This is a genomic window from Sporosarcina sp. Y1004 (genome assembly GCF_057669665.1).
Genome location: NZ_JBYHFQ010000005.1, coordinates 65,795 through 78,386, shown reverse-complemented (window position 1 = coordinate 78,386; position 12,592 = coordinate 65,795). Strand labels below are relative to the sequence as shown.

13 protein-coding genes are annotated in these 12,592 nt (G+C 39.0%); 12 read left to right on the top strand and 1 reads right to left on the bottom strand.

Annotation, left to right across the window (positions count from 1 at the left end):
* Positions 1–44: 44 nt before the first annotated feature.
* On the top strand, positions 45–1,253 hold the full coding sequence (locus tag AC25Y6_RS05315) for an argininosuccinate synthase (RefSeq protein ID WP_482099928.1): 1,209 nt from the start codon (positions 45–47) through the stop codon (positions 1,251–1,253).
* A gap of 294 nt (positions 1,254–1,547) precedes the next feature.
* Complete coding sequence (locus AC25Y6_RS05310) at positions 1,548–3,203, top strand: S-layer homology domain-containing protein (protein WP_488142262.1); 1,656 nt, start codon at positions 1,548–1,550, stop codon at positions 3,201–3,203.
* 60 nt (positions 3,204–3,263) lie between these two features.
* On the opposite strand, the gene AC25Y6_RS05305 is transcribed toward AC25Y6_RS05310, so the two are convergent.
* On the bottom strand, positions 3,264–4,061 hold the full coding sequence (locus AC25Y6_RS05305; RefSeq protein WP_488142261.1) for a histidinol-phosphatase HisJ family protein: 798 nt from the start codon (positions 4,059–4,061) through the stop codon (positions 3,264–3,266).
* A 95-nt stretch (positions 4,062–4,156) separates the two neighbouring features.
* On the opposite strand from AC25Y6_RS05305, the gene hisZ reads away from it, so the two are divergent.
* The 10 genes from hisZ to AC25Y6_RS05255 all read left to right on the top strand — a co-directional run bounded on the left by hisZ (position 4,157) and on the right by AC25Y6_RS05255 (position 12,488).
* Positions 4,157–5,389 carry an ATP phosphoribosyltransferase regulatory subunit gene (gene hisZ, locus AC25Y6_RS05300; RefSeq protein ID WP_482099925.1) on the top strand — a complete coding sequence of 411 codons (1,233 nt, stop codon included), beginning with the start codon at positions 4,157–4,159 and terminating at the stop codon, positions 5,387–5,389.
* Position 5,390: 1 nt separating this feature from the next.
* The gene (gene hisG / locus AC25Y6_RS05295) at positions 5,391–6,017 is read left to right on the top strand and encodes an ATP phosphoribosyltransferase (protein WP_482099924.1); all 627 of its coding nucleotides are present in this window, start codon (positions 5,391–5,393) and stop codon (positions 6,015–6,017) included.
* A gap of 6 nt (positions 6,018–6,023) precedes the next feature.
* On the top strand, positions 6,024–7,310 hold the full coding sequence (gene hisD, locus AC25Y6_RS05290) for a histidinol dehydrogenase (RefSeq protein WP_488142260.1): 1,287 nt from the start codon (positions 6,024–6,026) through the stop codon (positions 7,308–7,310).
* Positions 7,303–7,887 (top strand): imidazoleglycerol-phosphate dehydratase HisB, encoded by a 585-nt coding sequence (hisB, locus tag AC25Y6_RS05285; RefSeq protein WP_482099922.1) that lies wholly within the window; start codon positions 7,303–7,305, stop codon positions 7,885–7,887. The genes hisD and hisB overlap by 8 nt, the downstream gene beginning before the upstream one ends.
* Before the next feature lie 53 nt (positions 7,888–7,940).
* Entirely contained in the window at positions 7,941–8,657 is a 717-nt protein-coding gene (gene hisA, locus AC25Y6_RS05280; RefSeq protein WP_488142259.1) for a 1-(5-phosphoribosyl)-5-[(5-phosphoribosylamino)methylideneamino]imidazole-4-carboxamide isomerase, read from the top strand.
* Entirely contained in the window at positions 8,654–9,415 is a 762-nt protein-coding gene (gene hisF, locus AC25Y6_RS05275; RefSeq protein ID WP_488142258.1) for an imidazole glycerol phosphate synthase subunit HisF, read from the top strand. Before hisA ends, hisF begins: the two co-directional genes overlap by 4 nt.
* A 2-nt stretch (positions 9,416–9,417) precedes the next feature.
* Complete coding sequence (gene hisIE, locus AC25Y6_RS05270) at positions 9,418–10,059, top strand: bifunctional phosphoribosyl-AMP cyclohydrolase/phosphoribosyl-ATP diphosphatase HisIE (protein WP_482099919.1); 642 nt, start codon at positions 9,418–9,420, stop codon at positions 10,057–10,059.
* On the top strand, positions 10,052–11,116 hold the full coding sequence (gene hisC / locus AC25Y6_RS05265) for a histidinol-phosphate transaminase (RefSeq protein ID WP_488142257.1): 1,065 nt from the start codon (positions 10,052–10,054) through the stop codon (positions 11,114–11,116). The genes hisIE and hisC overlap by 8 nt, the downstream gene beginning before the upstream one ends.
* A gap of 81 nt (positions 11,117–11,197) precedes the next feature.
* Positions 11,198–11,377, top strand: a complete 180-nt coding sequence (locus AC25Y6_RS05260; RefSeq protein WP_488142256.1) for a hypothetical protein — start codon at positions 11,198–11,200, stop codon at positions 11,375–11,377.
* Positions 11,378–12,110: 733 nt separating this feature from the next.
* Positions 12,111–12,488 (top strand): cytochrome-c oxidase, encoded by a 378-nt coding sequence (locus AC25Y6_RS05255; RefSeq protein WP_482105128.1) that lies wholly within the window; start codon positions 12,111–12,113, stop codon positions 12,486–12,488.
* The last annotated feature ends 104 nt before the right edge of the window (positions 12,489–12,592 follow it).

Sequence of the window (12,592 nt, the reverse complement as noted above, 5' to 3'; positions counted from 1 at the left end):
TGATGCATAAAGATACAAGTGGATGAATGGGAGGGAAATTTATTATGATTAAGAAAAAAGTAGTATTGGCATATTCCGGTGGATTGGATACTTCTGTAGCAGTTCAGTGGCTAACAGAACAGGGGTACGAAGTTGTTGCAGTTTGTTTGGATGTTGGAGAGGGAAAGGATTTGGACTTCATCCAAGCGAAAGCATTGCAAGTTGGAGCAGTTAACAGTTATGTAATTGATGCGAAAGAGGAATTTGCTCAAGAGTATGCATTACTATCTCTTCAAGCTCAAACATATTATGAAAACAAATATCCACTTGTTTCAGCTCTTTCACGTCCACTCATCTCAAAAAAACTTGTAGAAGTTGCGCATAAAGAAAACGCTACGGCTGTTGCACATGGCTGCACCGGAAAAGGTAACGACCAAGTTCGTTTTGAAGTTGCTATTAAAGCACTTGATCCCTCACTTGAAGTAATTGCTCCTGTTCGTGAATGGAGCTGGTCACGAGAAGAAGAAATCGCTTATGCGAAAGAGAAAAATATACCGATACCAATCGACCTTGGTAGTCCGTATTCAGTTGATCAAAACTTATGGGGACGTGCTAATGAATGTGGAGTTTTGGAAGATCCATGGGCAGCACCACCTGAAGACGCTTTTGGACTAACGGTTTCAATTGAAAATGCACCGGATACGCCGGACGTCATTGAAATTGAGTTTGTAAAAGGTGTACCGGTAAGTATTGATGGTCAACAATATCCGCTTAGTGAATTAATCCTAAAGTTAAATGATATCGGCGGGAAACATGGTGTGGGGAGAATTGACCATGTGGAAAATCGTCTGGTCGGTATCAAATCACGTGAAGTGTACGAGTGCCCGGGTGCTATTACATTATTGAAAGCACACAAGGAACTAGAGGATTTAACACTCGTCAAGGAACTGGCTCATTTTAAACCAATTATTTCACAAAAACTGAGTGAATTGATTTATAATGGTCTCTGGTTTTCGCCGCTTAAAGAGGCGTTGCATGCATTCATTAAAGAAACACAGCAATATGTCAATGGTACAGTCCGAGTGAAACTCTTCAAAGGACATGCAATTGTTGAAGGTAGGAAGTCAGCAAATTCGCTTTATGATATGAACTTGGCAACATATACTTCTGATGACTCATTTGACCAGTCTGCGGCTGTTGGTTTCATAAAACTATGGGGCTTACCGACGGAAGTTCATAGCATGGTAAATAACAAACAAGCAGTGAAAAATTAAATTACTTCATATTTAGAACCTTCTACTAAGGATAGTAGAAGGTTTTTTTGACTTAATATTGTATAAAGTTCCCACTAAAAGAATTATATGTAAAGGATTTGTACTACAAGTAAATGGGTATTTACCGATGTCTTTAGCTAATGCACGCTCTTCATTTGTCTGAGTGAAATTGAAGGGATTAGATTCTATTTGACGAATTAATTAAAAGTGTTAGTAATTTAAATAAAGAGGTTGGACAGTATAATTGTACTAACAAGGAAAGTAGCTGAACAAAATTAGATTGGGGGGAAGTACATGATTAAAAATAGGTTTAAACTACCTTTACTTTTCGTAGTTGCACTTATGTTCCAGATGGTTGCAGGTCCATTACATTTCTCTGCTGAAGAAGCGAGCGCACTTGATACAAATGCACCGTCTTGGGTAGTACCAGTCGATTATGTGGCACTCGGTGATTCTTTGGCGGCAGGAGTAACTCCAAACAATGAATTAGGGGAAGGCTATACGGATTACCTTGCACAATCAATGCATTCGATTGGTGCATTAAAGTCCTTTAATAAAGGTTTCTCATTTCCAGGGTATACAACAGGAGATATAGTGAAAGACCTTCAGGAGGATGTGACTAAAGATGTTTTTGGTATTGGCTATAATGTGGAGAAGGTTCAACTTCACCAGTCAATAGCAGACGCAGAAGTGATTACAATTAGTGCTGGGGCTAATGATGTATTACCACTTGTTAAAATAGACTCAGCCACTGGTGTTGCAACTGTCGATCAGCAAGCGATGGCAACAGCAATCCAACAAGTAGCACTAAACTATAAACTGATTTTGAAGCAAATTAGTAACCTCAACCCAGATGCACAAGTTTATGTAATGGGCTATTACAATCCTTATCCGTATATGTCCGCTGAAATACAACCATTTCTTGATCAACTTCTTAACTCATTGAATAAAGGCATTGAACTGGGGCTCACGGGATCGACAGCAAAATTTGTACCAACCGGCGAAGTAATTGCTACTGATCACTTGGCTCACGTTCCAAACCCTAACAATATCCACTTAAGTGAACTTGGTTATCAAAAGGTGCAAGATCAATTTTGGACACAGATGCTTATTGCGAATCCATGGATACCAGCTAACAGTCTGGTCGCTGAATCGAGTGAAATTGATTCAGTTAACTTAAATTGGCAGCCTGCTACTGATAATCTAGCAGTGACGAGTTATGAAGTTTATAATGGGACAAAACATATTGTCACAGTAAATGGAGATGTTACGGCTTATAAAATAGAAAATTTAGCTAAAAATACAGCGTATTTTTTTTCTGTTGTAGCTGTCGATCAAGCCGGAAATAAAAGTATCTATAATCCGGTAGTAACAGTAACGACTAAGGATACAGCACAGTTGATATTCACAGATATAGAAAACAATGGATTGAAAATGTACATTGAACAGGCAGCAGAGACTGGAATTATTGGCGGTTATCCAGATGGTACATTTAAACCCAATCAGAATTTGACTAGAGTACAAGCAGCTGCAATCCTTGTACGTGCACTTAAATTAGAAACAAACGAAGCTGCTCCATTTGGTGATATTAACGGTTATGCTGCACAAACCAAGGCGGAAATTAATGCTGCATATAAATATGGAATTATTAAAGGTGACAAAGGAAACTTTAAACCGAGTGCAGAAGTAACGCGAGCTCAACTTGCATTAATGATTGAACGTGCATCTAAAGTTGTGACAGGTAAGGCATATACAGCTACTAAAAAAGCTCCTTATACTGATTTAGGAAATTATAATGCGGAAACAGTTAATGCCATTTCCATGCTCCATGAATTAAACATTGCAACAGGATTTCAGGGGAAATTCATGCCTAGCAGTTCCACTACACGTGCACAAGCTGCAAAAATAGTTGTGAATTTCACAACTATATTAAAGCCTGTACAGCAATAGAACAGAAAAATAGTCCGTCACATCTTTAGAAGTCAGGATGTGACGGACCGTTTTGTGATTTTATATCAAATTGCTAATGGAATGGAAGGTTGGTTTTTGATCGGTAAACGTAGTGATATACTTGAATCCAGTGGCCTGTAGCAATTCGAGTGATTCACTGAATTGAAATGCAATATCTTCGGGCTTATGTGCATCTGAACCAAGCGTAATTATTTCGCCTCCACATTTTTTATAAAGCTTTAATATATCATCACTTGGCATGCCATTCGCTAATCCATAGCGTACACCAGATGTATTTAGCTCAATACCTTTACCTTCAGGAATGATTATATTGAAAATCTCGGTTATTTCATCATGGAATGGATTATCGCAGGACTCTTGTGTATATCTTTTTACGAGGTCAATATGACCAAGAATGTTAAAACGTTTAAAGTTTTTTACACAGTCCAGCAACTCAGCGTAATAAATGCCATATGCTTCCTCTATCGTTTTATTCTCAAAAAACTCTCCGTAATGCATTCCCTTTCTCTCGACCGTATGCATAGAACAGATGACAAAATCGAACGTTTCGTTATCCATTAAATCTTCATATTTGTTTAATAAATGGGGTTGTACACCAATTTCGACGCCTTTCTTAATTTCAATAAGTCCCTTATATTTTTTCTGCATTTCTAATAATTTATTTGTGTAATCCAATTTATCAAAATCAAAGACGATTGAATCATCGGGGTATTGATAGTCGATATGCTCAGTAAAACAAATCTCTTTCAATCCTTTTTGAATGGCTCCATCAATCATATCTTCCATTGGAATTGAGCAGTCTCCTGAGAACGAGCTGTGCATGTGATAATCAAACATTAATAATCATTCCTCCTGTTGACAAATCGTAGTTATACCTTTATAGTACTAAATAACTTTAGTCTAGTAAAGCAATAAAGTAAGGGGTGCTAAATTTGGTTAGAAATGAAGTGTATCCGGACAGGATGCTTAGTGAGAACGAGAGATTTGAAAGAATCATTAAAACGATAAATAAGCGTTTTACAACATACGGCTATAAACGCCTTAAGACATCTGCATTTGAGCAATATGACTTGTATTCAAAAGTGAAGAGTTCAATCAATCAAAATGAAATGATAAAAGTAATCGATCATACTGGACAAGTCTTAGTATTGAGACCCGATGTTACGATTCCGATAACAAAAGAACTTGTACAAAACTTCCCGGGAATTTCGAGTGAGCTTCGCTATTTCTATGTTCAAGAAGTATTTCGCCAGCCATTAGATAATAATGAAAGCATAGAACGGACACAGGCGGGTATTGAATACTTTTGTGAAAGCTCTCCCGAAGCAGATGCAGAAGTAATCGCACTTGCGTGTCACTTAATGAAAGATTTAGGTTTCAACGATATTAAAATTGAACTAGGTCACGCGGGTTTTTTTAACGAAATTATTCAGAGTCTTCCGCTATCTACACCGCAAATTAATCAATTAAAGTCATTGATACAAGCGAAAAACGTTGTGGAAATTGGACCCTTTCTCAAAAAAATGGAAATCGATGACGATGTGAGAGAATTAATCGAACGTATCCCATTTTTATATGGAAATCCTAAGGATGTAAGCGAACGTACTAAAGGAATTGCCTTGACGGATAAAATGCAGGAAACGCTCGATTATTTAATGGATGTCTATAGTATATTGGAAATGTATGGACTGGAACAGTATATCGTCATGGATTTAGGCTTAATTAATCATATGGGCTATTATACAGGCGTTATATTCCAAGGTTATGTCGAGAAATTTGGCAAGCCTGTATTAATGGGCGGACGTTACGATGAATTAGGAAACGAGTTTGGCGCTTCCCTCCCGGCGATCGGATTTGCTTGCGAAATTGAGTCATTGGTTAAAGCGACTGATAGCAGGGAAGCTGTATCCCCTTATCCGATTGATATTAAAATCATCTACGAAGATAACGAATTGGAGCAGGCCATAGTTATTGCAAATGACTTAAGGGAACGTAAGTATAGCGTTCTATCATTTTCTGAACAGAAAGAGCTGGCAGATTTACGGCAAAGCGAATACTTGATTCGTTTGGGGCAAGGTCTCAATTCACTTTTATATAAAGATAAAACAACGACATTTTCAGATTTGAATGAGTTACTGGATTTACTTGCAGGAGGATTGAATTGAAATGAACCATTTGACGATTGCGTTGGCAAAGGGACGAACTGCTGACAAAGCATTACTATTTTTTGAAAAAGCGGGAATTCATTTTTCAGACTTTCATGAAAAAAGTAGGAAACTCGTAATCTACGATGACAAAAATACAGTTAAACTCATTTTTGTGAAAGCGGTGGATGTACCGACTTATGTTGAAAAAGGTGCAGCAGACATTGGAATTGTCGGAAAAGATACTATAATGGAGGATCCGGTTGATGTCTATGAATTGCTTGATTTGGGAATAGGAAAATGTCAGTTGGCGGTTGCTGGATTCCCAGATAAACAACTGGAGAGTAGTTCACTATTGACTGTTGCTTCAAAGTATCCGGCCGTAACAAAAGCATATTTTGACAGCAAAGGCATTCGCATTGAAACAATCAAGTTGAATGGTTCGATTGAATTGGCCCCTCTCATTGGTATGGCAGATGTCATTGTTGATATTGTTGAATCAGGTAAGACGCTTAAAGAAAATGGATTGGTCGTATTAGAAGAAATTGCAGATATCAGTGCACGATTAATTGTTAATAAAGCAAGTTACGCTACAAAAACGAGTCAAATCCAGCAATTCATTTCGGACTTAAAAGCCGTATTGGAGTGATAATTCATGAAGATTGTATCATTGAAGCAATATATAGAAGAGAAAGCGCTACACACAACAGGACTAGCATTTGACCTTGAATTTGATCGAACTGTGTTAGGAATTATCGAAGCGGTTCGCAAAGAGGGAGATCAAGCCTTATTAAGTTATACGGCTCAGTTTGACGGTGTCCAACTGGATAACCTGATTGTGACAGCTGAAGAGTTCGCAGAAGCGCAGACATTGGTTAAAGAGTCGTTCATGAGTGCACTCAAAAAAGCAAAACAAAATATTACCGCATTCCATGAAATACAAAAAGAACAATCATGGTTTATCAATCAAGAACAAGGGATTATGTTAGGCCAGAAAGTGACGCCTTTAAAAAGTGTAGGAATATATGTACCTGGAGGGAAAGCAGCTTATCCATCTACTGTTCTGATGAATGCCATACCGGCAAAAATTGCTGGGGTCGGAAAGATTTCAATGGTCACACCGCCTCAGGCAGATGGCAAAGTAAATCCACATGTACTCGTAGCAGCACAAGAAGCTGGAGTTGATGTAGTTTATAAAGTCGGTGGGGCACAGGCGATTGCAGCACTAGCGTATGGAACGGAAACGGTAGAAAAAGTCGTAAAAATTACGGGGCCAGGAAATGCATACGTAGCACGGGCTAAAAAATGGGTGTTCGGAGACGTCGCCATCGACATGATTGCAGGTCCGAGTGAAATTTGTGTCGTGGCAGATGATAGTGCAATACCGGAATTTGTCGCAGCCGATTTGCTATCACAAGCGGAGCATGATGAAAATGCAACAGCGCTATGTGTGACAACGAGCAGGGGATTTGCTGAGGCACTTCAAAAAGAAGTTTTACGACAAACCGAAATCGCAGAACGCAAGAGAATCATCGACGTTTCTATTAAGAGAAATGGAAGAATTATTTTGGTTGAATCAATAGAAGAAGCTTTTGATTTTGTAAACGAGATCGCCCCGGAACATCTGCAGTTAATGGTTGAAAATCCGTTAGAGCAATTACCCTTCATACACAATGCAGGGGCAATCTTTTTAGGAAACTATTCCCCTGAGGCTTTGGGCGATTATATGGCTGGTCCAAATCATACATTACCGACAAGTGGGACATCCGCATTTTCTTCTCCATTAGGTGTCTATGACTTTATGAAGAAATCAAGTATCATTCATTATACAAAGCAGGCACTACAAGATGTTTCAGATGACATTATAGCACTTGCAAATGCAGAAGGTTTAACAGCCCATGCAAATTCAATTCAAGTTAGGAAGGCGGATAAGAATGCGTAGAAAATTGATTTCAAGACAGACTGCTGAAACCAAGATTAATTTGGATTTTGCGATTGATGGAACTGGTAAAGGGAACATTAATACAGGGGTTGGCTTTTTCGATCATATGCTGACACTGTTTACGAATCATGGACGATTTGATTTGACAGTTGATTGTGATGGTGACATTGAAGTTGACCAGCATCACTCGGTCGAAGATATTGGTATCGTTTTGGGACAGGCATTTTACGAGAGTATCGGATCGAAGGAAGGCATCGAACGCTATGCAACGGTGTCAACCCCGATGGACGAAGCGTTGTCCACGGTATCCATTGATATTAGTGGTCGTCCGTTTTTCGTGTATAACGTAGAAGGATTGAAAGACAAAGTGGGAGAATTCGATACGGAGCTTGTAGAAGAGTTTTTCCATGCATTTACAAGTCATGCCAAAGTGACATTGCATATTAATTTACAGTACGGGAAAAACAGTCACCATATTATCGAATCCATATTTAAAGGATTTGGACGTGCTTTGCGTGTAGCGAGTACGATCAACCCGGATGTAAAAGGAGTTCCATCAACAAAGGGAATGCTGTAAAAACAGTACCGTACTTCATATAGACATATCTACTACAAATAGGAGGAGAAGGCATGATTTTATTTCCTGCAATTGATATTCGTAATGGTAAGTGTGTTCGGTTAATTCAAGGCGATTATGATCAGGAGATTATCTATAATGATTCACCTACAGAGATGGCAAAGGAATGGGAAAGACAAGGTGCCGAGTACATACACGTTGTAGATTTAGATGGAGCTAAAACAGGAAATTCTTTAAATCTGGAAGCAATCCAGGCGATTGCTAAAAGTGTAGCGATACCAGTTCAAGTAGGTGGCGGTATACGGAACATGGAAATCATTGACGCACATATTGCGGCAGGCGTAAGTCGAGTAATAATTGGAACTGCTGCAATTCAGGACAAACCATTTTTAAAGCAAGCTGTAGAAAAGTATGGAGACAAAATTGCAGTTTCCATCGATGCTAGATTAGGAATGGTAGCAACTGACGGTTGGACGGAAACGAGTGATGTGTCGGCTGTTGACTTGTTACATGAATTGGAGCTAATTGGCATTAAAACAGTCATTTACACAGATATTATGAAAGATGGCATGATGCAAGGCCCTAACTTTCAAGAACTAGAATTAATGGACAAAGCATCTTCCATTAATATTGTCGCGTCAGGCGGCGTTTCTACAGAGACTGACATCGCTCAGTTAGAGGACCTCGATTTATATGGTGCAATTATTGGTAAAGCGTTATATGAAGGTAAAATCTCTTTAGAAAAAGTATTAGGGGGAAGTAGAGGATGACAAACAATCGAATTATACCATGCCTCGATTTTGATAACGGTAAAGTTGTTAAGGGTAAAAAGTTTTTAGAAGTTCAAGAAGTTGCGGATCCACTAACATTAGCGAAGAAATATGTGGCTGATGGCGCCGATGAACTTGTATTTTATGACATAGCCGCTTCAACAAAAAACCGTCCAATGTTCCTAGACCTAATTGCACAAATTGCAAAAGAAGTACCAGTGCCATTTATTGTAGGAGGCGGCATCAGGACAATTGAAGATATCCAGAAGGTATTTGATGCAGGTGGGGATAAAGTATCCATCAATAGTGCAGCGCTAATTGATTCAACTTTAATAGAAGAGGCAGCAAAAAGATTCGGTTCTGAACGAATTATTTTATCGATGGATGTGAATGAAGTGGGACCTTCTAAATGGTCTGTCTTCTCAAATGGTGGCATGAAAGACACAGGTATAGATGCTATTGAATGGGCAAAGCAAGCTGAAAAGTGGGGCGCAGGTGAACTGGTAGTTAATAGTATCGGTGAAGACGGCGTGAAAGACGGATATAATCTCGAATTGACAAGAACAATTGCTGAAGCAGTTAGTATCCCTGTCATTGCAAGCGGTGGAGCGGGAACGCCTGAACACTTCCACACTGTCTTAACAGAAGGAAAAGCCAACGCTGCACTAGCCGCATCTGTATTTCATTTCGAAGACATTAATATTGGCGAACTAAAAACATATTTAGCAAACAAAAATACCTCCGTTGGGAATGAGTAACTATGACAATACAAATCGACACGGTTGCGTTTGACGAAAATGGATTGATTCCTGCCATTGTTCAAGATGATCGCACCGGTAATGTACTAATGCTCGCATATATGAATAAGGAAGCGTTACAAAAGACGATTGAAACGAAGGAGACTTGGTTTTACAGCAGGTCTAGAAAAGAGCTTTGGAACAAAGGGGCTACTTCCGGCAATCGTCAACTAGTGAAAAGTCTCGCATTGGATTGTGATAGTGATTCCATATTGGTTCAAGTTGCACCTATGGGTCCGGCTTGTCATACGGGGGAAGTTACTTGTTTCCATAAACCTGTATTCGAAGAGAAATTATCGAACCGATCCATTGTTCATGAAATAATAGATGAAATAAAAGATCGCCATGCCAATCCCGTAGAAGGTTCATACACAACGTACCTATTCCGCGAAGGATTAGATAAGATTTTGAAGAAAGTCGGGGAAGAAACAACTGAAGTTGTCATTGGTGCAAAAAACCGTGATAAAGCTGAAGTGACGAGTGAACTTGCTGATTTGACGTACCACTCACTTGTGCTCATGGAAGAGTTAGGCGTAACTGTTGAAGACGTCAAAAAAGTATTGACAAATAGAAGACCTAAAAGTGAAGTACTTCGGGATGAGTAAGTTTTGGAGCACAATGGCGAAAAGAACAGAACCCTATATTCCCGGTGAGCAGGTTGAACAACCCAATATCGTCAAATTGAATACAAATGAAAATCCGTATCCTCCAAGTCCAAATGTATCGATTGCTATCCAGGAGGAGATGGCGCGCAACCTTCAATTGTATCCATCACCTACAGCGACGGAACTCTGTGAAACGATAGGACAGCACTATAATCTTTCTACTGATGAAATATTTGTAGGCAATGGCTCTGACGAAGTATTAGCATTCTCTTTTATGGCATTTTTCGAACTAGGTAAGCTGATTCGCTTTCCTGACGTAACCTATAGTTTTTATCCTGTGTATGCAAAGTTATTTGATATTCCCTATGAAGAAATTCCATTGAATAAAGATTTTACATTGTCTGCAAAAGATTATTTTGACTCGGAGGGCGGCGTCATTTTACCGAACCCGAATGCACCTACCAGTATTTATGCTGAGCTTGAAGTGATTGAAGAAATTATCCGAAAAAACCCGAATCAAGTAGTTATCATTGATGAAGCGTATATTGATTTTGCTTCAACATCAGCAACCGAGTTGATTCGGAAATATGATAATGTACTCGTCATTCAAACAACTTCGAAATCGCGTTCACTTGCTGGGTTACGAGTCGGTTTTGCGATGGGTTCTCCTTCTTTGATCGAGGCATTGATACGAATTAAAGACTCATTCAATTCTTATACTCTGGATCGGTTAGCATTAGTTGGAGCAAAGGCAGCATTTGAGGATATACCTTATTTTACTGAAACAGTGAAAAAAATAGTTGCTACGCGTGAAAAAACGATAGCGCTATTGAATCAGCTTAACTTTAAGAGCTTACCTTCACAAGCGAACTTTGTTTTCACAACTCATAGAACAGTTCCTGCAGAAATTCTTTATTACGAATTGAAAAAAGAAAATGTGCTAGTCAGGTATTTTAATAAACCTGGAATTGATAATTATTTACGCATTACAATTGGTACAGATGAGCAGATGGAACAATTAGTTGATAAATTGGTCAAAATTATCAACTCATATTGAACTACTTGATGCGAAAACAAAATAATTTGGTGTAGTGTGTATTGAAACTGATATAGTTGTGTTAACAAAGGAGTGTCTTATATGGGATCTAAATACATTGATATTGCACTTATCGCATTTATGGGTTATTTTGCATTTACGCGATTTTCAAGTGGACAAACCGGCTTCGGCATTTTTTTCACGGTTCTTGCGCTATTGAACATTTTAACACTTGTTTTGAAAATCAATAAAGAAAAAGAAACAAATAAAGATGTTCGATGAATAGGAAATAAGCAACGAAGATAGACTAGTCTCCCTCCAAGGAATATGGAGGGGCTAGTCTTTTTAACTTTATATAATAGGCATCATTTAGGAGTGTAGATTTCTAGACCGTTTGTCGCTTTGGGGATGCCTCTCGCCCTGAGCCTGGATTGGCGCTTCGCATCCAGTCTCAGGGCTTCGGCTACCCCTTTGCCGCGCCTGCGCTGGTGTGTACATTATCGGGAGAGTTGTAATTCAGAAAGTGGATTGAAGAACGCTTGTCGCTTTGGGGATGCCTCTGGCCCTGAGCCTGGATTAACGCTTCGCATCCAGTCTCAGGGCTTCGGTGACCCCTTTGCCGCGCCTGCGCTGGAGTTTCCCATTATTGAAATTGATTTTGAGATTTATGGACTGAGATTATAATGTGATTACTATTTGATACTAATATCATTGAAGAAAGAAGCACTACAGGCTACAGGTCTTGTCCCTGATAACGAAATGTGCTTCCAGAGACCATCCACAAAGCGCAGAAGTGGTATTAGCAGGATTTCTGGTTAAGTATTATGTAACGAGAGTTTTTCATTGGCCTCGCGTCCTCTGGGATCAAGCTCAATTCAAAATCTGGACGCAATCACACCAAAGCGTGGCGGAAAGTATAGTGAAAAATGATGAATCATAGACTATTTGAATTCAAAGCTTCATAGAATAGGCTAGTAGTGTTAGCTATATAAAAAAGAAGGAAGGGAAGGGGAATTTGAGTAAAAAGTTCCTTAAGATTTCTGTTGTCTATTTCATGATTGGAATTTCATTTGGGCTCTACATGTCTCTCACACACGTCTTTACATTGACGTCTGTACATGTTCACATCAATTTATTGGGGTGGATGTCATTAGCTCTCATTGGGATATTTTATCATCTATATCCGAATCTGGAGAAAACAGGTTTAGCTAAAGCACATTTTTGGCTTCATAACATCGGACTTCCAGTTATGATGATTGCGATTGCTTTGGCGATTCTAGGAGTTGGTAATGTATTTTTCCCGATTGCGACAGCAGGCGGAGCTGCTACACTGATTGGTATATTCTGTTTTGGTTTCAACGTCCTTATGAATATCGATAAACGCATAGCTTGAAAGTAAACAAACCGCTTAAATTTGCCGCTAGATAAATGCGGAAAACAGGCGGTTTTTTTATTACTAAAAAACTCAGTAAATTAAATTAGTTGTTCCAATTTCTA